Source organism: Rhizobium sp. RHZ01 (genome assembly GCF_014851595.1).
Classification (GTDB): Bacteria; Pseudomonadota; Alphaproteobacteria; order Rhizobiales; family Rhizobiaceae; genus Rhizobium; species Rhizobium altiplani.
In genome coordinates this window covers 129422-148823 of sequence record NZ_JACUZZ010000009.1, presented here as the reverse complement: position 1 = coordinate 148823, position 19402 = coordinate 129422, and the positions used below count along the sequence as shown (strand labels likewise).

19 protein-coding genes are annotated in these 19402 nt (G+C 59.8%); 5 read left to right on the top strand and 14 right to left on the bottom strand.

Annotation, left to right across the window (positions count from 1 at the left end; all coding sequences use genetic code 11):
- Positions 1-85: 85 nt before the first annotated feature.
- The 7 genes from fhuB to IB248_RS12260 form a co-directional block, all read right to left on the bottom strand.
- On the bottom strand, positions 86-2149 hold the full coding sequence (gene fhuB / locus IB248_RS12290; RefSeq protein WP_192240909.1) for a Fe(3+)-hydroxamate ABC transporter permease FhuB: 2064 nt from the start codon (positions 2147-2149) through the stop codon (positions 86-88).
- The gene (locus tag IB248_RS12285; RefSeq protein ID WP_192240908.1) at positions 2076-2963 is read right to left on the bottom strand and encodes an ABC transporter substrate-binding protein; all 888 of its coding nucleotides are present in this window, start codon (positions 2961-2963) and stop codon (positions 2076-2078) included. The genes fhuB and IB248_RS12285 overlap by 74 nt, the downstream gene beginning before the upstream one ends.
- Positions 2964-3024: 61 nt before the next feature.
- Positions 3025-5184, bottom strand: coding sequence for a TonB-dependent siderophore receptor (locus tag IB248_RS12280; protein WP_246779232.1), 2160 nt, complete (start codon positions 5182-5184; stop codon positions 3025-3027).
- Between the two features lie 188 nt (positions 5185-5372).
- Positions 5373-6257, bottom strand: a complete 885-nt coding sequence (locus IB248_RS12275; protein WP_192240906.1) for an AraC family transcriptional regulator — start codon at positions 6255-6257, stop codon at positions 5373-5375.
- Between the two features lie 73 nt (positions 6258-6330).
- On the bottom strand, positions 6331-8049 hold the full coding sequence (locus IB248_RS12270) for an ABC transporter ATP-binding protein (protein WP_192240905.1): 1719 nt from the start codon (positions 8047-8049) through the stop codon (positions 6331-6333).
- A gap of 157 nt (positions 8050-8206) precedes the next feature.
- Positions 8207-9148 carry an efflux RND transporter periplasmic adaptor subunit gene (locus IB248_RS12265; RefSeq protein WP_192240904.1) on the bottom strand — a complete coding sequence of 314 codons (942 nt, stop codon included), beginning with the start codon at positions 9146-9148 and terminating at the stop codon, positions 8207-8209.
- A complete protein-coding gene (locus IB248_RS12260) occupies positions 9145-9390 on the bottom strand; it encodes a DUF3302 domain-containing protein (protein ID WP_192240937.1) in 246 nt (81 codons plus the stop codon). Before IB248_RS12260 ends, IB248_RS12265 begins: the two co-directional genes overlap by 4 nt.
- 266 nt (positions 9391-9656) lie before the next feature.
- Here IB248_RS12260 and IB248_RS12255 point away from each other — a divergent pair, with 266 nt between their 5' ends.
- From IB248_RS12255 to IB248_RS12235, 5 genes are all read left to right on the top strand, one after another.
- Positions 9657-9965: an MliC family protein gene (locus IB248_RS12255; protein ID WP_062369075.1), complete on the top strand. Its 309-nt coding sequence runs from the start codon at positions 9657-9659 to the stop codon at positions 9963-9965.
- Positions 9966-10048: 83 nt separating this feature from the next.
- Entirely contained in the window at positions 10049-10372 is a 324-nt protein-coding gene (locus tag IB248_RS12250; protein WP_062369113.1) for a DUF6665 family protein, read from the top strand.
- Between the two features lie 202 nt (positions 10373-10574).
- Positions 10575-11030, top strand: coding sequence for a (2Fe-2S)-binding protein (locus IB248_RS12245; protein ID WP_025661608.1), 456 nt, complete (start codon positions 10575-10577; stop codon positions 11028-11030).
- 4 nt (positions 11031-11034) lie between these two features.
- On the top strand, positions 11035-13185 hold the full coding sequence (locus IB248_RS12240; protein ID WP_192240902.1) for a molybdopterin cofactor-binding domain-containing protein: 2151 nt from the start codon (positions 11035-11037) through the stop codon (positions 13183-13185).
- Positions 13185-13829 (top strand): Isoquinoline 1-oxidoreductase subunit, encoded by a 645-nt coding sequence (locus tag IB248_RS12235; RefSeq protein ID WP_192240901.1) that lies wholly within the window; start codon positions 13185-13187, stop codon positions 13827-13829. Before IB248_RS12240 ends, IB248_RS12235 begins: the two co-directional genes overlap by 1 nt.
- An 88-nt stretch (positions 13830-13917) precedes the next feature.
- Here the strand turns inward: IB248_RS12235 and IB248_RS12230 are convergent, their stop codons facing one another.
- The 7 genes from IB248_RS12230 to IB248_RS12200 all read right to left on the bottom strand — a co-directional run bounded on the left by IB248_RS12230 (position 13918) and on the right by IB248_RS12200 (position 19344).
- Positions 13918-14748 (bottom strand): shikimate dehydrogenase, encoded by an 831-nt coding sequence (locus IB248_RS12230; RefSeq protein WP_025661611.1) that lies wholly within the window; start codon positions 14746-14748, stop codon positions 13918-13920.
- The gene (locus IB248_RS12225; RefSeq protein ID WP_192240900.1) at positions 14745-15821 is read right to left on the bottom strand and encodes a Gfo/Idh/MocA family oxidoreductase; all 1077 of its coding nucleotides are present in this window, start codon (positions 15819-15821) and stop codon (positions 14745-14747) included. Before IB248_RS12225 ends, IB248_RS12230 begins: the two co-directional genes overlap by 4 nt.
- A gap of 19 nt (positions 15822-15840) precedes the next feature.
- Positions 15841-16605, bottom strand: coding sequence for an amino acid ABC transporter ATP-binding protein (locus IB248_RS12220; protein ID WP_281419712.1), 765 nt, complete (start codon positions 16603-16605; stop codon positions 15841-15843).
- Positions 16606-16637: 32 nt separating this feature from the next.
- Positions 16638-17279 carry an amino acid ABC transporter permease gene (locus IB248_RS12215; protein WP_062369081.1) on the bottom strand — a complete coding sequence of 214 codons (642 nt, stop codon included), beginning with the start codon at positions 17277-17279 and terminating at the stop codon, positions 16638-16640.
- Positions 17280-17288: 9 nt separating this feature from the next.
- On the bottom strand, positions 17289-17957 hold the full coding sequence (locus IB248_RS12210) for an amino acid ABC transporter permease (RefSeq protein ID WP_192240899.1): 669 nt from the start codon (positions 17955-17957) through the stop codon (positions 17289-17291).
- Between the two features lie 9 nt (positions 17958-17966).
- Positions 17967-18410 carry a type II 3-dehydroquinate dehydratase gene (gene aroQ, locus IB248_RS12205; RefSeq protein WP_192240898.1) on the bottom strand — a complete coding sequence of 148 codons (444 nt, stop codon included), beginning with the start codon at positions 18408-18410 and terminating at the stop codon, positions 17967-17969.
- Positions 18411-18513: 103 nt separating this feature from the next.
- Positions 18514-19344 carry a transporter substrate-binding domain-containing protein gene (locus IB248_RS12200; protein ID WP_025661617.1) on the bottom strand — a complete coding sequence of 277 codons (831 nt, stop codon included), beginning with the start codon at positions 19342-19344 and terminating at the stop codon, positions 18514-18516.
- Positions 19345-19402 lie beyond the last annotated feature (58 nt).

The following is a 19402-nucleotide window of genomic DNA, read 5'->3' as shown; positions in this document are numbered from 1 at the left end:
CGGCCCTGCCGTTACGCAATGTAGCCTTGGTCGATGTTGCTGTGTGCAAGTGATCTTCTTGGCGCAGTTGGAGCGCCGCAACGATTTAGAATGAGGCAAGCGGTTCCTTTCGACCGAGAAGCCAAAGAAGATATGGCCCTCCGATCAGCGCGGCGAACAGGCCGACGGGCACCTGGTAGGGGTATATGATGACGCGGGATAACCAGTCGGCCAGTACCAACAGACCGGTGCCGGTAAGCATGGCTGCGAGCAGATGGTCGCGGCTCCGGTGAAAGCCGATCAACCGCGATAGGTGGGGTGCGATCAGGCCGGTCAGACTGAGCGGTCCAATGAGGAAGGAAGAGATCGCCGTCATTGCAGCGGCGAGTGCGGCAAGCAAAAGCCGTGTCGATGTGACGCGAAGTCCGACACTGCGCGCCAGCCCCGCGCCAAGCGGCAGGATGGCGAACCAGCGTGTCATCAGGAAAAGCGGTGCTGTCAGAACAGCCAGTGAGATGATCGCGGTCCAGGCTTCGAACGTGCCGGCGCGGTTGGTCGAGCCCGAAATCCAGGTCAGAAGAATGTAGCTTCGCATGTCGCCTTGCGAAAGCACCACGCTGATGATTGCAAGGCAAAAAGCGCTGATGGCGACGCCTGAAAGCAGGAGCATGTCCGCTGATAGGCCAGCGCGTCGCGCAATAGCGATCATGGCCAGGAACGAGACGAGTGCGCCAAGCGACATGCCGGCGATCATGATCGCCGGAGAAGGGAAGGCGAATACGAACAGTGTCACCGTCAGTCCAGCCCCGGCACCGGAAGAGACACCGAGCACTTCGGGGCTTGCGAGCGGATTGCCGGTCACGCGCTGCATGACGAAGCCGGCCGCGCCGAGCATTGCGCCTGTTCCGGCGGCCACGACAATCCGCGGCAGCCTGAACGGCAAAAGATCTGAGAGTAGCGAGCCGACGGCAATTTTCCAGCCGCCATCGGTCGGTCCAACGACAAGAGCAGCCAGGAAGACAACCAGAAGGGCGACGCCGAGGAGCAGAAGCACCAATGCCCGTCGCGACAGACGTCGCGCGGTGCCGTTCGACGTTGACGTGGGCACCGCCCGCCCGTGCACGCGCGGCAGCAAAAACAACAGCAGAGGGCCACCGATGAGGGCGGTTGCAGCTCCTGTCGGCGCAAGGTCGGAAAAGCCGGGACCAAGCAACTGCGTCAGACAATCCGTCAGAAACAGCACAGCAGCACCGGCAAGGGGCGCCGTCGTCATCACCTGACGCGTGGTGCGGGCGCCGCAGAGCCGCGCAATCGCGGGTGCGGCAAGCCCGAGGAAACCGATGATGCCGACTGTGGCCGTAACGGAGGCCGAAAGCCATACGGCAATCATCAGGACCGCGAACCGTACGGCGTGCAGCGAAACGCCGAGACCCTTGGCGCTGGCATCGTCCAAGGCAAGCACATTGAGCGGCCTGAAGAGAAGCAGAGCGGCGAGCATGCCAGCAGCAAGCTGGGGTGCAAGCGAAGCCACGCCGGTCCAATCCTGCTGGTTGAGGGCACCGGCGCCCCAGATATGGATCGACATGGCATATTCGCCCCGCGCCAGTATCAGCGTGACACTGAGCGAGGCTGCAACCATGCTGACGATCATGCCGCAGATTGCAACGGTGACCGGATCGAGACCGCGGCGCCAGCTCAAGGCGAGCACAAGGCCAACGGCGCAAAGGCCACCGGCGAAGGCGACAAGTTCGCGCGAGACACCGGCCAGGATGGGCGAGATGCTCAAACCAAGCGTCAGCGCCAGTTGTGCGCCAGAAGCGATACCGAGCGTCGAGGCGTCTGCTATCGGGTTGCGCAGAATGCGCTGCAGAAGTGCGCCTGCAAGACCGAGTGCTGCGCCCGAGACCAGCGCGATCGCAGCCCGCGGCATGAGGCTGCTCCAGAAAAGGATGGCATCAAGCGTCTTGGCTTGCTCGGGATCGCCAGGCACCTGAGGGCGCAAGATCAAAAGCAGGGCAAAAGCTGCAACGCATGCAAAGGCAAGCGCCAAGGCCGGGATGATCGCCTTGCGTGAATATATATGCGGTATGGAAAGGCTAGCCGTTTCGGACACGGGAAAATCCTTCGGCGAGAAAGTCAGCGAAGCGACCTGCGGCTGGAAGCGCGCCATAGGGGTTGACCGAACCGAGGGTCAGGACGCGGTTCTCCCGCACGGCCGGAAGAGCCTTCCAGAATGCACTTCCCGTGAGGGCTTCGAACGCGTCTTGCGGATGCGGTGGAATCAGGATGATCCATGCGTCCGGCATGGATGCCAAGGTCTCGATGCCGACAGGTGCCGTAGCGGAGTAGCTGGTGGCACCGGCCCAGGCATTGGCAATGCCAACGCGCTGCAAGACCTCGCCGAACATGCTGTCGGAACCGAACACCCGGTAGTGGCGGGCATCGCCGAGATTGATCGGCAGGACGGAACGTCCATCGCCGTTGGCGGCGAATTGAGACTTGTAGCGATCGAGTTTTGCCGCGAGACCTTCCACCAGCTTTCCGGCCGCCTGAAGCGCCAGACGCTCTCCGATCGCGAGCGTTGCATGTTCGGCCAGCCTGTACGGGCTCTTTCCCGGCATGTATATCGCGTGGCTTTCGACCGTGGCGATACGGCTCATCAGCGCATCGGCCCAGGCGTAGAAGTTGGAATTGAAGATCACGTCGGGGCGCGCGAGGCGCAGGACCTCCAGGTTCGGCGTCCCGCGAAGTCCGAGGTCAGCGACTGTATCAGGCACTTCAGGCGTTACGGCGACCTGTCGGAACTGGCGCAGTTCCGTTGCCGCGACCACATTGGCACCGATCGCGAGCAGCGTTTCCAGGAGCGCCCAGTCGAGCGTGGCAACCCTCGGCTGGAACGGCTGACCTTGCGCTACGCCTCCGACAAGCGTGGCTGCTCCGGCCAGAAAGGTCCTGCGTGTGAGCCGTGCTGCGCTCAATTTCATCTCCAGTCAGTAAGGGAGGCCCAAGCCAGGCCTCCCTGAAAGCAATCATTAGAACAACGGGTTACCAGGTCTTGCTCAACTTGAACCATACGGTGCGCGCGTCGCCGTAGCCGCAGGTGAATTCGCCGCCGCAGCCCTTCAGATATTCCTTGTCGAAGAGGTTGGTGACGTTGACGGAGCCTTCCCAGCCTTCCTTCTTGTAGCGGATCGCCGCGTCAAACACGGTTGCATCAGGAACCTTCAACGTGTTCAGCCGATCTGCCCAGCTTTCGCCCTGGTAACGCACGCCGCCTCCGACGCTGACACCCTCCAATGCGCCCTGCGTTACGGTATAGTCGACCCACAGTGCGGCGGTCGTATCGGGTACTAGATAGGGCTTCTTGCCAACATAGGCTGCGACAATGTCCTCCTTCACCTCGAGATCGGTGTAGGAGAACGAGCCGAGAAGCTTCCAATTGTCGTTGAGGTTGATCTTGGCCTCCAGCTCGATACCGCGGGATTCGACTTCGCCGATCTGATTGGCAAGGAAAGTCGCCGGGTCAGTCACGACGACGTTGCGACGGTTCAACTGGAAGAGCGAGGCCGTGAATGTGCCGTCGATAAAGGTCGGGTCGTACTTCAGGCCAATTTCGTACTGCTCGCCTTCTTCCGGTTCATTGTTCGGGGTGGCGCTCGGAGCGACGGTCGGATTGAAGAAGGTGCCCACGCTGGCGTAAGGCGTGAGACCATTGTCGAATTCGTAGGCGATGCCGATGCGACCGCTGGCCGCCGAGTTGTCGTAGCTATAGCTGCTATAGGTCGAACTGTAGGCCGTCGGGCGGTTGTCGGTGTCGGTATTGACGAAATCGTAGCGCCCGTTGAGCGTAATGAGCCAGCCGTCGTCGAAGCGGATCTGGTCCTGGGCGTAGATGCCGAGCTGTTGCTGGGTGATCAGCTGGTTGCTGTAAATCCGGTTGATCGGCTGCGGGGCACCATAGACGGGGTTGACCGGGTCAATGGACGTGGCGAGCGTCGATGCCTGCACGTTGTCGAGCTGATAGTACTTGTAGTCGAGGCCGACCATGACCTCGTGATCGAGGGCGCCAGTCTGAAAGTCGCCTTCCAGATGGTTGTCGATTGCGAACGTGTCGACCTCGGAATGCCCTTCGAAGCCGAGACGATTGAGCTGGAAATAGCCCGGATCGAGAGGGTCCGCTGTATTGACATAGCCATAGGCGTAGGGACCCACCTCGTATTTCTGCAGGTGGCCATAGCGGGCATTCGATGAGAACTTGATGCCGCTGTCGAACTCGTGTTCAAACTCGTAGCCCCCCATCTGCTGGTCATATCTGCCGGTATCGATGTCCGGTTCACCAGGGAAGAAGGCGCGATCGATCTTGCCAAATGGAGCATCGACCACGGTCCCGACATAGGGGAAAAATCCGTTGCCGACGTGAACCTGATTAAGTGCTCCCGCATAGGCCCAGGCCGTGAGCGTCGTTCCATCGTCGGGCGAGACGGTCACCTGCGGCATGACGAATCCGCGCAGGTCGTGGGAGAAGTCCGAATAGTTGTCGCCACCCGCGATCTTGCCGGTGAGGCGATAGGTTGTCGTGTCACTTTGGCCAAGCTTGTCCGATATGTCGAAGCCGGTGAAGGCATTTCCGTCGGTGTTGATGCCTGCCTCGGTGTAGTAGAAGGGCTCGTCAGTCGGGCGTTTGCGGACATAATTCACGATGCCGCCAGCGTTGCCTCCGCCATAGAGCACCGATGCCGGACCCTTCAGCACCTCGACCCGCTCCAGCATGAAGGGATCGATCTGGAAGCCACCGAAGCCATAGGTAAAGAGCTGCAGTCCGTCGAGATAGACGCCAGTCTGCGTCGCGTCGAAACCGCGAATGTAAATCCAGTCGGTGTCGGCATCGACACCGAAAGGAGCAGCCGTGACACCGGGCGTGTAGCGCAACGCCTCGTCGACCTTGTTGACGACGCCGCGGTCGTCCATTTCCTGCCTTCCGATGACGGACACAGCCTGCGGGATTTCGTTGAGCGGCGTGTCGGTCTTGGATCCCGTCGTCGTTTCCTTGGCGACGTAGCCCTTTACCGGCCCGATAGCGCCGTTGCCGACGCTCTGGCCCTGAACAACGATCGGCGCAAGCGCTGTATCGGCGTTCTCTGCCTGTGCCGCCCCGGCGGCGCAAAGACCAATCATCGCCACGCTCGTGCCCAGAGCGCGTCGCATCCGCTGTAAACCTTTTACTTCATGCATTCCAAAGACCCCACTCATGCTATTCGTCGGCGGCCGTTAGGCTTCGGCTTAATAAGATGAGCGATTAACTCAAATTTAATGGCCAGGCTTGGCGCGATCGGTGGCGATTGAATGATTTTGGGCGTTTCCAAAATTCGTGGGCAGATCTTTGCAAAAATGCATCACTTGCACTGCGATCTTTGCCAGCGAGCCGGTGTCGTGCCGACATGTTTGCGAAAGACACGGGTGAAATGCGCCTGATCGGAAAAGCCGGTCTCTACCGCGATGGTGGTCAACGCCTGCGCCTCATGGCGGAGCAGCTGCTTGGCTCGCTCGAGCCTGGCATTCATTTGCCAATCATGCGGGCTCGTGCCGGTAGAGGCCTTGAACGAATGGCTGAAATGCGACTGTGATAGCCCCGTCAGTTCCGCCAGCTCGTGGAGACGTATGTTGCGGGCGCAGTTGTCCTCGATGAACTCGGTGGCGCGCCGCAACTGCCACGAAGCCAGGGCACCGCGTTTGCGCGGCGGTGTCTTTGCCATCTTCAGGACGTCGATCAGCAGTGAAAGGGCCAGGCCGTCGCCATAGAGATCGTGGAGTGGAGCGGCGCTTGCAATCTCCGAAGCGATAAGCTCGGCGAGGGCCATGATCCGCTGGTCGAAGAAGAGCAACTGCGGATCCTTCAGCTTCTGCGGATCGATATCCTCCATCAGCCGCTGGCCGAGGACGTCGGCATCGAAATGGATATCGAGATGGCGCATCGATTGCACGTCTCTGATGTCTACCCAGAGCTCCATCTCCGCCGGGATATAGGAAATCGGGCTCGCCCGTCGGTCTTGGGGAGCGCCGGCGGCGGTCGAGGAGAGCTTGACGGAGGGGCGGCCGCGTCCGAGATGGTCGAGAAGGATGAAGAGGCGCGGATCGCGCGCCACGTAGTGACCACCCGCGTAAGGGCTGCACTCGACATCCCAGAGATCGGCGGTAATGCCGTTCCAGTTGCGACGCCTGAGCCCGCCAACGACCGAGAAACCCTCGATCGCGTTCTGCATGCGCGGCTGAAATGTCATGGCGATGTCCTGTAGGCATAAAACATGTGCGTGATTATCAAGTTTATTGCATCGCATCAATCGCCTTTGTTTTTCAGTGGCTCCTCATCTGCGCGTCATGCAGACGGTTGTATGCGCCGCGTTTGGCGATGAGGTCCTGATGGGTGCCTTGCTCAACAATTCCGTTGGCGTCGACGACGACAATGCGATCCGCACCCTGGATGGTGGCAAGCCGATGAGCGATGACCAGCGTCGTGCGTCCCTCAGACAATTCGCTCAGCGATCGCTGTATTGCTCGTTCCGTCTCCGTATCGAGAGCAGACGTCGCTTCGTCGAGGATCAGGATCGGAGGGTTCTTCAGGAACATGCGGGCAATCGCGACGCGCTGCTTCTGACCACCTGAAAGCTTGACGCCGCGCTCGCCGATGACCGTATCGAGACCGGCGGGAAGCCCCGCAAGCATCTCTTCCAGCCTCGCCCGCCTGGCGGCTTCGAGGATGTCCCTTTCGCTGGCGCCCAGACGGCCGTAGGCGATGTTCTCGCGAATCGTGCCGCCGAAGAGGAAAACGTCCTGCTGTACGATGCCGATCTGTTGGCGCAGCGACACCTTTGTCATGTCCCTGATGTCGACGCCGTCAATCGTGATGCGGCCACCGCCGACCTCGTAGAACCGCGGCAGCAGCGAACAGATAGTCGTCTTTCCAGCCCCCGAAGGGCCGACGAAGGCAATCGTTTCTCCGGCATCGATCGTCAGATCGACATGCTCGAACACGGGCGCTTCCGGATTGTATCCAAAAGAGACATCCTCATAGGCGATTGCGCCCTTGAGGTGATCAACCGCAATGGCGTCCGGCGCATCGGCGATATCCGGCTCGGTATCGATAAGCTCGGTGAACCGGCGAAAACCGGCGATTCCCTTTGGATAGGTTTCAATGACCGAGTTGATCTTTTCGACAGGACGGAAAAAGACGCCAACCAGAAGCAGGAAGCCGATGAAGCCGCCGGCCGTCAGCGTACCGGAAAGCACGAAATAGGCCCCGGCGATCATCACCACCATCTGCGTCAGCCGCATGCTCATGTAGCTCAGCGAACTGCTCGCTGCCATGAGCTTGTAGGCGTCGAGCTTGACGCGCCGGTAGCTCTGATTGTCTTTTTCGAAAAGTGTTCGCTCGTGGTTCTCGTTGGCGAAGGCCTGCACCACGCGGATACCGCCGACATTTTCCTCGATGCGCGTATTGAAGTCGCCAACCCGCTCAAAGAGGCGCCGGAAATTTTGGGTCATGCGGCTACCGAAGTGGCTCGTCACCCAGGCCGTCAGCGGCACGACGACAGCCGTTATCAGCGCCAGTTGCCAGTTGACCGAGAACATCAGCAGCAAGGCGCCGGCAAAGGTCATCAGTGCGATGAACAGATCCTCGGGCCCGTGATGGGCGACTTCGCCAATCTCTTCAAGATCCTTTGTCAGCCGCCCGACAATGTGCCCGGTCTTCTGGTTGTCGAAAAAGCTGAACGACAATTTCTGTATATGATTGAACGCCGCACGACGCATGTCGGTTTCGATATTGATGCCGAGCATATGGCCCCAATAGGTGACGACCGCCATCAGACCGGTATTGATTACATAGATCGCAAGAAGGGCGGCAGACGCTAGCAGGATCAGCAGCCATTCCTGGCTGAGCAAAAGCCGGTCGACGAACAACTTCACGGCCATGGGAAAGCCGAGTTCGAGCAGCCCCGAAACAATGGAACAGGAGAAATCGAGAATGAAAAGGCCTCGATAGGGCCGGTAATAGGAGAAGAAGCGACGCAGCATTCAAATACTCGCAAACGAATGGGGATTGGACTGGTCGGCCAAGAGCCCGCATCGTAAAAACATGACTGGATTTCTCCATATTGTGGAGCCGCCCGGCTGATAGAGCGTTGCGCGACCAAAAGCAATACGAAGCGGTTCGAGCCCACAAAGGGCCAGGTTACAGCGGATTGATGTAATTGGTGATCGCAACCTGGCGAAGCAAGACGCGGCGGATCACATGCGCTGCCTTGACATGATCGGTAAAGATTGCTGCGTCACCGGTGCTGCCGGCGGGCAGGGCGGCAGCAAGAGCCGGATCATCGAGACGAATGCGAACGACAAACGGCAGGCTCTGAATGGCCGTGGGTGCGATTGCCGTGCCTGACGTTCGGACCTGGCCGCTGGCGACGGCCTGGATCACGCTTTCGACCTTGCCGGTATAGACCTTACCTGGCGCGAACTTGAAAGTTGCCTCCACAATCTGGCCAGGCTCGATATAGCGCGCGTTGATCTGCGGAATCTCAACGCCGATGATGGTGTCCGAGGTGTCAATGAACGCCATGACTGGAGACAACGGCAGGCTGGTAACACGCGCTCCCTTGCGAAGCGCAAGATTGGTGACGTAGCCGTCAGCCGGCGCACGCACCACCGTCTTGTCGAGATCCCATTGAGCGCCCGCTATTTGGGCCGTCAGCTGTTCGACCTCGGCCTGGCGCTGCTCGACGTCGTAGGTTCGACCGGCGCCGCTTGTCTGCAGCCGTGTCGTCTCTGCCAGTCGTTGCTTGTTGAGGTCCAGCTGTGCCTGAAAGGCGTCGAGCTTCGCTTGATAGGGCAATGGGTCGATCTTGAAGAGAATGTCGCCGGCCTTGAGCGGGGTATTGGCTACCACCGGCACCTCCGTGACCTCCCCGGCGACATCGGGGACGATTGCGACCGAATTGCGTACCACCAGCACCTTGCCCTGCGGCGCGCCCCAGCCCATTGGGACGAACAAGCCGATGAGGAGCAGCAGAAGGACCAGGACCGGCGAGACTTTCCAGAACAGATTGAACGGTACGATCCGGAATTTTACCAGGCAAAAGAGAATAGCAAGATAGACGTTGAGAAGAACGACGATCATCGCAGTGCCTCCGGCTTCGAGGCATGCGGAACGTCAACATAAGCCCAGATCAGGACGAGGGGCCAAAGCGCGAAGCCGAGAAAGAGCGTAACCCAGCCGCCGACGGTGACCGCATCCTTCCAGGGATGGTTCCGGCGCTTGGCGATAATGCCGGGAAGCATCGCCATAAAGACGATAACGAAAGCAGTACTGGCCGTCAGCACGACGAGCACGATCCAGGCGAAGATATCTATGATCATGATGTCATCTCTTCTTGATCCTGCGGAAGCCTGGTCTCGTTCAAGCCGTAACGGAAGTACACAACGGTAAACGCACTCGTAAACGCTGCTCGCCTGACCATTGCGATGGGCGTCTGGACAAGCGCATCGGCTCTTTGAGAGTCCGCGTGCGTCTGAAAAGCCGAACCCGGCCTCGGGAGAAGGCTAGGGACGCACCTCTTCCTTCACGAGCGTCGCCGCGTTAAATTGGCTCGATTAGATGAAATGTGTCCGCCGGCGAAGGAGGCGTGATGCCCGCGAGGACGACCGTGATGTTTGCGCTTGTTGCGCTTCCGGCTTTCGCGGCCAGTCCCGGCCCGATCGAAGCGCACTACGAGTGCTCGACCGGTACGCGTCTCAGCGCAACTTTTTCCTCGCCTACTGTTTCGCCGGGAAGTGTCATCCTTGTCTTTGCGGGTGCACGACGCTTGATCATACTGCCGCAGGTCGTTTCGGCCGATGGCGGCCGTTACGCCAATAGCGATATGGAATTCTGGATCAAGGGCAAGGAAGCCACATTGACGCGCGAAGGGAAGCGAGAAACATGTCACACCGACTGAGCCGTTGCTAGGTGTCGGGGAAGGTCGCCGCAGCGCATCGCATGGTGCAAGGTGAACTGAATATCCGGGAATTGGAGGCAATCGTGAGTCTCAGGCCGCCACGATCAATCTCAGGACAGTCGAGCACCGGGTTGAGCCCCTTGGAATACGAACTCGCTTCCGCGCGGGCGGACGCATTGGGCCGCCAGGGCCGCAAGACGGAGGCCGCGTTGGCCAGGCTTGCCTCTTGGTCGCCGGAGACCAATTGCGGGACCGACAGACAAACCCTCCTCGATGACGCTTCCGACGCCGTCTGGGCCTTGTTCATCCAGCGCGAGATGTGCGGCTTCCACAATGATAGGGATGTCATAAGGCTTTATCAGATACCCGGCGAGGTTCTTGCAAGGCTTGGCGCAGCCCACAAATGACAAGCATGTTGTCGAACCCTCATCGCGAAACCTGGCGCTGCGCCCTCGCGAGCTCTGCAGTGGCCGAGGCTGCCGACCATGATCCTTGTGGTTGCGCCGTATCCTAACATTCACAAGAATGTAACTGGCGGTTTTCTCCGCTTTGCTGCTAGCTTGCCTGAGCTGCATGTGCGTTGGGGGACGGCTTTCAGCCGGTAGTTGTATGTCTTACGATCTCGAGGTGAATGGTAAGAAATACGCCGTCGATGTGGATGGCGATATCCCGCTTCTATGGGTTCTTCGCGACAGCATAGGTCTCACCGGAACGAAATTCGGCTGTGGCATTGCCATGTGCGGTGCTTGCACGGTGCATGTCGATGGCGTGCCAGTCAGGTCGTGCGTGATGCCGGTTGCAGATGCGGTGTCCAAGTCGATCACCACCATCGAGGCGATTGGCGAGACTGCCGAAGGCGCTCGGATCCAGAAAGCCTGGCTCGACATCGATGTCGTTCAATGCGGTTATTGTCAGTCTGGACAGATCATGTCCGCGACAGCGCTGCTGGCGGCAAATCCATCGCCGACAGACGATGATATCGATGCGGTCATGGCCGGAAATATCTGTCGATGTGGCACGTATCCGCGCATTCGCGCCGCGATCAAGCTTGCCGCGGCGGGGTAATGCGATGTCTCTTCACGACAAAATCAACCTTTCCGTCTCACGCCGGCACTTTCTGATCGGCGCATCGCTAACGGGAGCGGGCCTCGTCATTGGCCTGCGGCCTTCGCCCTCATACGCAGCAGAGGCGTTTGAGCCCAACGCCTTCATTCGGATCCCTGCCGAAGGCAAGATTGTCTTGGTCATGCCCTCCGTGGAGATGGGACAAGGGATCTACACTTCGGTTGCGATGCTGTTGGCAGAAGAGCTGGAAGTCCCTCTTGATCAGGTGGTTCTCGAGCATGCGCCCGCCGATCCCACGCGGTATTCGAACCCCTTGCTGGGCGATCAGATCACTGGCGGTTCCCTTGCCATTCGCGCCGTTTACGACCAGATGCGCAAGGCGGGAGCCGCTGCGCGCATCATGCTCGTGAATGCTGCTGCCCGTGGTTGGGGTGTGGAACCGGATAGCTGCAAAGCCGAGGCGGGACACGTCGTCCATACGGCGAGTGACCGCCGGAGTACCTATGGCAGCCTGATTCAGGCTGCTGCGTTGCAGCCTGTTCCGCAGGAAATGCCATTGAAGCCTGCGTCGAGCTTCAAGCTGATCGGCCAATCTATCAAGCGTCTGGACAGTCCGCAGAAGGTCAACGGTACCGCGAAGTTCGGTATCGATGCCCGTCCGGAAGGCGTGTCCTACGCCGCAATCACCATCTGTCCTCATTTTGGCGGCAAGCTGCGTTCGGTCGACGACGGACCGGCCATGGCTGTAAAGGGCGTCAAGCAGGTCGTGCGCATTGAGGATGCGGTCGCGGTCGTGGCCGACAACACGGGTGCCGCACGCAAGGGGCTGGCAGCACTTTCCGTTGAATGGGATCCGGGCGTCAGCGGGGATCTCTCGCTTGCCGATCTCGAAAAGCGCATGGACGATGCCATCAGCGGCAATGCTCTGCCACACATAAATGAAGGCGACGTCGCCAAGGCGGAGGCCGAGCACGGACCTCCCGTTGAGTTCATCTACCGCCTGCCGATCCTCACGCATTCGGCGATGGAGCCAATGAACTGCACGCTCCACGTCCGAAGCGACGGTTGCGACGTGTGGGTCGGAACCCAGGTCCTCGGACGTGCGCGGCAGGCCGTCGCCGATGTGACGGGGCTGCCCTTGGACAAGGTCATCGTACACAATCATCTTTTGGGCGGCGGCTTTGGGCGCCGGCTTGATGTCGACGGCGTCATTCTGGCGGCGAAGATCGCCAAGCAGGTGCAGGGCCCGGTCAAGGTCACCTGGAGCCGCGAGGAAGATATCCGCCACGACTGTTACCGCTATCTCAACTACAGCAAGGTCACGGCAACACTCGGTGCCGACGGCATGCCCGTTTCCTGGCGGCACCGGGTGATTGGGCCGTCCGTCATGGCGCGCTGGCTGCCGGCTTTCACCCGTGACGGTATTGACCTCGATAGCATGGGCGGCGCGGAGTCGCCCTATGCAATCCCTAACAAATATACGGAATTCGCCCGACACGAGGCGCCTGATGGAATGCTGACGGGCAACTGGCGCGGCGTCGGCGCAACACGCAACATCCCCGTCATTGAAGGCGGGATTGACGAGTTGGCCCACGTCGCGAACATTGATCCGCTCGACTACCGCAGGCGGCTGCTTCAGCATAAGCCGCGTCTCCTCGCAGCGCTCAATCTCGCGGCGGAGAAGGCCGGTTGGTCAACCACCCTTCCGCAGGGAAAGGGAAGAGGTATCGCCATTTCGGAGGATTTTGGTAGCTTTGCTGCCACGATCTCGGAGATAAGCGTCGGAGAGGACGGCACGCTCAAGACCGACCGTATCGTTTGTGCTGTCGATTGCGGCCAGGTGATCAATCCTGACACGGTGGAAGCCCAGATACAGAGCGGCATCATCTACGGGCTGAGCGCAGCCCTCTACGGTCGCATCACGGTCCGCAATGGTGCTGTCGTGGAAGGCAATTTCGATGACTCTCCGGTTCTCAGAATATACGAGACGCCGAAGATCGAGGTCCATATCGTGCCGAGTTCCGAGGCCCCAGGTGGCATAGGGGAGGTCGGCACACCCGGTGTCGCGCCATCGCTTTTCAATGCGATCTTCATGGCAACCGGCAAGCGGTTGCGGTCGCTGCCAATCGACCAGAACGACTTGCGGAGGGTGTGATGGTGAAGAAGCGGATCGTCGCTGTGCCGTTGGCCGCCATTCTCGGCACGGCAGCTATTGCTGCCCTTGTCGGCCCCCTGAACGGCTACGCCGAAACACCGGACGGCGGAGCCCTCAAGGCCGTCTCCGACTTTGATGCCATCGCGGACACCAGCGCGCGCTCGAAGGCCATCTTCGAAGAGGCGAGCCGGGTCCTGACGCATCCGCGCTGCATCAACTGCCACCCGGCGACGCGTAGCCCGACGCAAGGTGAAGACAAACATCCGCATGTGCCATTGATGAACGCCAGCCAAGGTCCGTTGGGCCCGCCGGGGCTTGCCTGCAGCACGTGCCACGGTGCCGAGAACCGTCCGATCGTTGGCAGCCGCCTGAAATCCATTCCGGGCAATGCGCACTGGTCGCTGGCACCGGCCAGTATGGCATGGCAAGGGCTAACGGTGGGTGAAATATGCAGGCAGGTGCAAGACACGAGCCGGAACGGCAATCGGTCTCATGCCGATCTCGTTCGCCACATGGGTGAAGACCATCTGGTAGGGTGGGCATGGCATCCGGGCGCGGGACGTAGCACACCTCCCGGCTCACAGGAGGCACTTGCCGCCCTGATCGCCGCGTGGACGAACACAGGTGCCGAATGTCCCGATTGATCTCTTGCCGCTCTTCGGCGACAGGGCCCGTTTCGGCTCTTCAGTTGCAAGCAGTTTGCACCCGTTACTGACGCCTGCGGCAGCTTTCCTACGGAAGCTGTGCGATCGACCGCAGGTATTCTGCGCTTGTCGTGGGAAAGCCAAAGAACTCCAGATAGGCCGGTATTTGCTCGAACAGCATGTCTGTCCCGACCTGAAAGGCGCACCCCCGTTCGCGGGCTGCCGCGAGAAACGGCGTGATTTCCTCTTTCATGACGACTTCGCCGACGAAAGTGGTGGGTGAAAGGCGCGATACGTCAAGCGGCAGGGGATCGTCCTTTCTCATCCCGAGGGGGGTCGCGTTGACGACGATGTCGAAACCGGCTGGATCGGTTGAACCCATGCTCACCTCAGTCATTGGGTAGTGTGTCTTCAGCCGGTTGCCGAGTCCCGCTGACGTCGCGGGGTTGTCATCGTAGAGCGCAATCCGTCGCGCGCCGGCTCCTGCCAACGAGGCAGCGATCGCGGAGCCGACGCCGCCAGCACCCACGATCAGCACCTGGGCTCCCGCCACCCATTGTCCCTTGCGCAACAAGCCGCGGACAAAGCCTTCACCATCGAACATATCGCCGATTAGCTTGCCATCCGGCTGGAGTCGTACGGCATTGCAGGAGCCGGCAACCTTGGCGTTGGTCGAGACCCCATCGAGCAATCCGATCGTCGTAATCTTGTGCGGCATGGTGATGAGGGCACCATGGATGTTCGAGAGCCTGAAGATAAGCTTGAGAAACGAAGGATAGTCTTCCGGCTTGCAGCCCATCGGTACGACGACAGCGTCGATGCCGCTCTTTTCGAAATAGGGATTGTAGATGAGTGGCGCCTTGAAGGATTCTGTTGGATAGCCGAGGTGCGCGATAAGCTTTGTGGTTCCGGTGATCATATCAGGGGCCTCACGCTGCGTTCACCAAGCCGGATCGTTTCGCCCGAGCGCGCAGACGCCTTGATCGCCTCGATGACGCGCAAGGTGGCGAGACCTTCCACTCCGCTAACAAGCGGTTCGGCCTCGCGGCGAATGACGTCGCAGAAGTGACGAAGCTGTATCGCCAGCGGGTCGGCAGGTTCAAATGGCACGCGCTCTTTGACAAGCGGCTCCAGCCAATCCGGTTTCGACGCATTGGTCCAAAGCGCAAGCTGGGGAATGGCGAGCGATCCCCCGGTCCCACCGATCTGGTAGCAGGATTGATCCTGCTGCGGAAAGGCGGGGTTCTCTGCCGTCGTCGTCTCCCAGCTCCAGGGAGACGGGACGGCGTCGGATGCATTTAACGTTCCAAGGACACCGCTCGCGAAACGAAGCAGGACAGCAATGCTATCCTCGACGGAGTGCATGCGGACCGAATTCGCCTCCATCGCATGGACAGCTTCCACCTCTCCGAAGAGATGACGGAAGAGATCAACGTCATGGATCAGGTTGATGAAGGCCGGCCCTGCACCTTCCTCCCGGCGCCAGGAGACATCGAAGTAACCGTCCGGCTTGGCAACCCAGAATGTTCCCTGAACGGTCAGGATCTTGCCGAGCCGACCACTGTCCAGGATTTGCTTTGCTTGTCGTATCATCGGGTTGTGGCGGCGATGGTGACCAACGAGGATAGGGACACCTGCCTTTGAACCTGCAGCGACGAGAGCCACCGCTGCTTGCGCCTTGTCAGCAATCGGCTTTTCGACAAGGACCGGAATTCCTGCGGCGATGACATTAAGGGCGTTGGTGACATGAAGCTGGTTCGGGGTGGCAACGATGACGCCGTCCGGTCGGTCGCATGCTATGGCTTCGGCAAACGTTGAAAACCATGCAGCACCCTTGCTTGTCACAAAGTCGCGCCCGGCATCGGAGGGATCGATCACTGCCGATAGTGTCGTGCGCGGCTCGGCCAGAATGCCTTCGATATGGCGCCTTCCGATAAGACCGGCACCCATCACCGCGATCTTCAGGGGAGGCGTCTGCGATTGTGCTGACATGAAAATTCCCTCACAGATCCTAGTTGCGCAGGATTTCACCGAGGAATTTGCGTGTGCGCTCATGGCGGGGGTTGGTGAAGAATTCCCCGGGTGGCGCTTCCTCGACGATGGCGCCGCTCGCCATGAAGATGACGCGGTTTGCAACCTGCCGGGCGAAGCCCATTTCATGCGTCACGCAGACCATCGTCATGCCTTCGTCAGCAAGGCTGATCATGGTGTCGAGGACTTCCTTGACCATCTCCGGATCGAGTGCCGAGGTTGGCTCATCGAAGAGCATGATCTTCGGCCGCATGCAGAGCGCCCGCGCAATCGCGACACGCTGCTGTTGGCCACCGGAAAGCTGCACAGGATATTTGCTGGCCTGTTCGAGGATCTTGACGCGGGCGAGCAGAGAGCGTGCGCGGTCCTCTGCCTCCGCCTTTCCGATGCCAAGCGCCCGCATCGGTGCCAGCATGCAGTTTTGCAGCACGGTCAGATGCGGAAAGAGATTGAACTGCTGGAAGACCATGCCGACTTCGCGGCGGATCGCATCGATCGCCTTTGCCTGGTTTCCGAGCAGGATGCCGCCGACGCGGACTTCGCCCTTCTGATAGGTCTCCAGATGGTTGATGCAGCGGATGAGCGTCGATTTTCCACTGCCGGAGGGGCCGCAGAGCACGATTCTCTCGCCCTTGCGAACGGACAGGTTGATGTCGTGCAGGGCCTGAAAGGCGCCATACCATTTCTCCACGTGGCTCATGGTGATCATGGTCTCGGCGGTCGATGCGGGCGAAGGACTGTTCATGGTTCCGTCTCTTTCGTGGTCGTCGCCGGAGATCACCGCGATGCCGCGGCGAACTTCCGTTCAAGACGGGCACCGAAGATCGTCAGCGGGCAGCACATCAGGAAATACAGTGCGCCTACGATCCCGAAGACCGTCAGCGGCTCGAAGATCTGGTTGGAAATGATGTTGCCGGCGCGGGTAAGCTCCGTGAAGCCGACGATGGAGGCGAGCGAGGTTCCCTTGATCAACTGCACCAGGAAACCGATCGTTGCCGGCAGCGAGATGCGCAGTGCCTGTGGCAGGATCACGTCCCTCATGCGCGAGACATATTTGAGGCTGAGCGCTCTTGCGGCCTCGCTCTGGCCGCGCGGAACCGCTTCGATCGAGCCGCGCCAGATTTCGCCCAGATAGGCGCTGGCATGCAGGGTCAGACCGATGGCAACTGCCACCCAGGCATCGAGCTTGAAGCCGATGAGGGCGAGACCGTAATAAACCACGAAGAGCTGCATCAGGAGAGGAGTGCCTTGGAAGACCGCGATATAGCCGGCCGTCACTCGTTCCAGCAGCGGAATTTCCGAAGTCCGGGCGAGCGCCACACCAAGCCCGGCAATGCATCCGCAGACAAAGCCAACCGCGGACAAGACGACGGTCCATTTCAGACCGATCAGAAGGAAGACGAATTCTTCGCTGCCCATCGATTGCTCCTACTTGACCGGATAGGTGAAGTAACGTGCCGAAAAGAACGCAAAGAGGCGCATCATCAGCCAGGAAATGACGAGGTAGAAAACCGTCACCGTGAAATAGACCTCGAAGCTGCGGAAGCTTTCGGACTCGATGCGCTGCGAAACCGAGGTGAGCTCATAGGCCGAGATCGCCGAGGCAATGCTGGTCGACAACGTCAGCAATACGAACTGGCTGGTCAGCGAGGGATAGATCGCCCTGAGCGCCGGCTTGAGGATGATCAGCCGGAAGACCTGCGTCTTGTGCAGACCAAGAGCGAGACCGGCTTCCATCTGGCCCTTGGAGATCGACTGGACCCCGCCGCGGATAATTTCGATGGCGTAGGCGCCGCCGTTGATCCCAAGCGCAATGATCGCCGTTGGCGTCGGATCCAGCCTGATGCCTGCAAGTGGAAGCGCGAAATACAGGAAAAAAATCTGAACCAGGAACGGCGTGTTGCGGATGAGCTCGACAAAGCTGATCACCAGCCAGCGCAACGGCTTGTAGCGAGAATCCCGCAAGGCCACACCGCCTATGCCGATCACGATTGCCATCAGCATGCCACAGATTGCAAGCAGCAACGTGCCGAGACAGCCAAGCAGCAGGCTTGGCAGGCCGTCAATGACAGGCGTGAAATCCAGCGTGTAGTTCATCGCGTCTCCTCAATCGCGTCCGACCATGCCAGCCATGGCCTGGATCGCCAATTCATAACCAGCTGCTCCAAAGCCGATCATGATTGCCGTCGCGACGCGAGAGATAAGGGAATTATGGTAGATGCTCTCGCGCGCATGCACGTTCGAAATGTGGAGCTCGATCTTCGGGTGATCGAAGGTCTTCAGCGCGTCGAGTAGCGCGATCGACGTGAACGTGTAGCCTGCCGGGTTGATGATGATGCCGCAGGCCTCGTTGCGGGCCTGATGCACGCTCTCCACCAGTTCGCCCTCGAAATTTGTCTGGCGAAAGTCGACGTCGAATCCGAGGTCGTTCGCCTTGGCGAGGCATCTTTCCTTGATGTCCGCAAGCGTTGTCGTGCCGTAGATGGTGGGCTCGCGCTGTCCGAGCAGGTTCAGGTTTGGCCCGTTGAGCACAAAAATCGTCTTGTTCATGATTGCGCTCCTCGAAATGCGCAAAGCCGTGCTTTCGGCGTCGCGACACCGTCGGCGGGCATCGAAACGCCCGCCAGTTTGCCTTTGCTTCAGCGCTTGTGGCTCAGTTTGCGGTGAACGGAATGCCTTCGAGGCTCGCGGGGAATTCCGGAACCGGCACCTTCATCCACTTGTCGTAGATCTTCTTGAGCTCGCCATTGGCCTTGATCTTGTCGATGAAGGCATTGATCGAAGCGTTGATTTCCTTCTCGCCAAGCCGCGTGCAAGCGCCGTTGTAGAGCTTCTGGAACTCAAGCTTGTTTTCGAACTCGCCTGGACGAGCCTTTTCGACACGGTCCATGTAGAAGATGTTGCCGCCAAGCGCCTGAACCTGGCCGGATACAAGCGCCTGGACGCTGGGCGCATCACCGTCGAAGCGGCGGATCGTGGCGCTCTGGGGCGCATTCTTGGTGACCTGGGTATCTTGAGCCGCACCCTTGGCAACGCCAATCGAAAGATTGGCCATGTCATCATTCGTCTTGACCGACATGGACTTCGGCGCAATCAGCACGATGGCGTTGGCAACGTAGGGCTTACTGAACTGAACGGCTTTGGCACGCTCCGGCAGCATGGCCATCGTCGCGAAGAGAACATCGACACGACCAGTTGTCAGGGCGGGAATGCGGTTGTTCACTTCCAACGGCACGAACTCGACAGAGACGCCGAGTTCCTTTGCGTAAAGCGTTGCAATATCGGCATCGAGGCCGTCCTGCTTGCCGCCTGATGTCACGAAGCCCCATGGCGGGTTGTCGCCCTGAATGCCAACGACGAGCTTTCCTTTGGCCTTGATTTCTTCGGGGGTGACTGCGGCAGCGGGGGTGGCGAGCCCGATCGCAGCCACGACAGCAGCGACACCCAGCATCGCGTTTCGGCGCGTCAGCATCGACTTGAACATTGATTCCTCCTCCTTTGAACGGTCGCTTGGACCCAACAGTCTTCCTCTCCCGACTGCA

Bases quoted from the DNA above. Each gene is read 5' to 3' on its own strand.
- fhuB (WP_192240909.1), bottom strand. From the start codon at position 2,149: ATGGCGCGCTTCCAGCCGCAGGTCGCTTCGCTGACTTTCTCGCCGAAG.
- IB248_RS12285 (WP_192240908.1), bottom strand. From the start codon at position 2,963: ATGAAATTGAGCGCAGCACGGCTCACACGCAGGACCTTTCTGGCCGGA.
- IB248_RS12280 (WP_246779232.1), bottom strand. From the start codon at position 5,184: ATGCGACGCGCTCTGGGCACGAGCGTGGCGATGATTGGTCTTTGCGCC.
- IB248_RS12275 (WP_192240906.1), bottom strand. From the start codon at position 6,257: ATGACATTTCAGCCGCGCATGCAGAACGCGATCGAGGGTTTCTCGGTC.
- IB248_RS12270 (WP_192240905.1), bottom strand. From the start codon at position 8,049: ATGCTGCGTCGCTTCTTCTCCTATTACCGGCCCTATCGAGGCCTTTTC.
- IB248_RS12265 (WP_192240904.1), bottom strand. From the start codon at position 9,148: ATGATCGTCGTTCTTCTCAACGTCTATCTTGCTATTCTCTTTTGCCTG.
- IB248_RS12255 (WP_062369075.1), top strand. From the start codon at position 9,657: ATGCCCGCGAGGACGACCGTGATGTTTGCGCTTGTTGCGCTTCCGGCT.
- IB248_RS12245 (WP_025661608.1), top strand. From the start codon at position 10,575: ATGTCTTACGATCTCGAGGTGAATGGTAAGAAATACGCCGTCGATGTG.
- IB248_RS12240 (WP_192240902.1), top strand. From the start codon at position 11,035: ATGTCTCTTCACGACAAAATCAACCTTTCCGTCTCACGCCGGCACTTT.
- IB248_RS12235 (WP_192240901.1), top strand. From the start codon at position 13,185: ATGGTGAAGAAGCGGATCGTCGCTGTGCCGTTGGCCGCCATTCTCGGC.
- IB248_RS12230 (WP_025661611.1), bottom strand. From the start codon at position 14,748: ATGATCACCGGAACCACAAAGCTTATCGCGCACCTCGGCTATCCAACA.
- IB248_RS12225 (WP_192240900.1), bottom strand. From the start codon at position 15,821: ATGTCAGCACAATCGCAGACGCCTCCCCTGAAGATCGCGGTGATGGGT.
- IB248_RS12220 (WP_281419712.1), bottom strand. From the start codon at position 16,605: ATGAACAGTCCTTCGCCCGCATCGACCGCCGAGACCATGATCACCATG.
- IB248_RS12215 (WP_062369081.1), bottom strand. From the start codon at position 17,279: ATGGGCAGCGAAGAATTCGTCTTCCTTCTGATCGGTCTGAAATGGACC.
- IB248_RS12210 (WP_192240899.1), bottom strand. From the start codon at position 17,957: ATGAACTACACGCTGGATTTCACGCCTGTCATTGACGGCCTGCCAAGC.
- aroQ (WP_192240898.1), bottom strand. From the start codon at position 18,410: ATGAACAAGACGATTTTTGTGCTCAACGGGCCAAACCTGAACCTGCTC.
- IB248_RS12200 (WP_025661617.1), bottom strand. From the start codon at position 19,344: ATGTTCAAGTCGATGCTGACGCGCCGAAACGCGATGCTGGGTGTCGCT.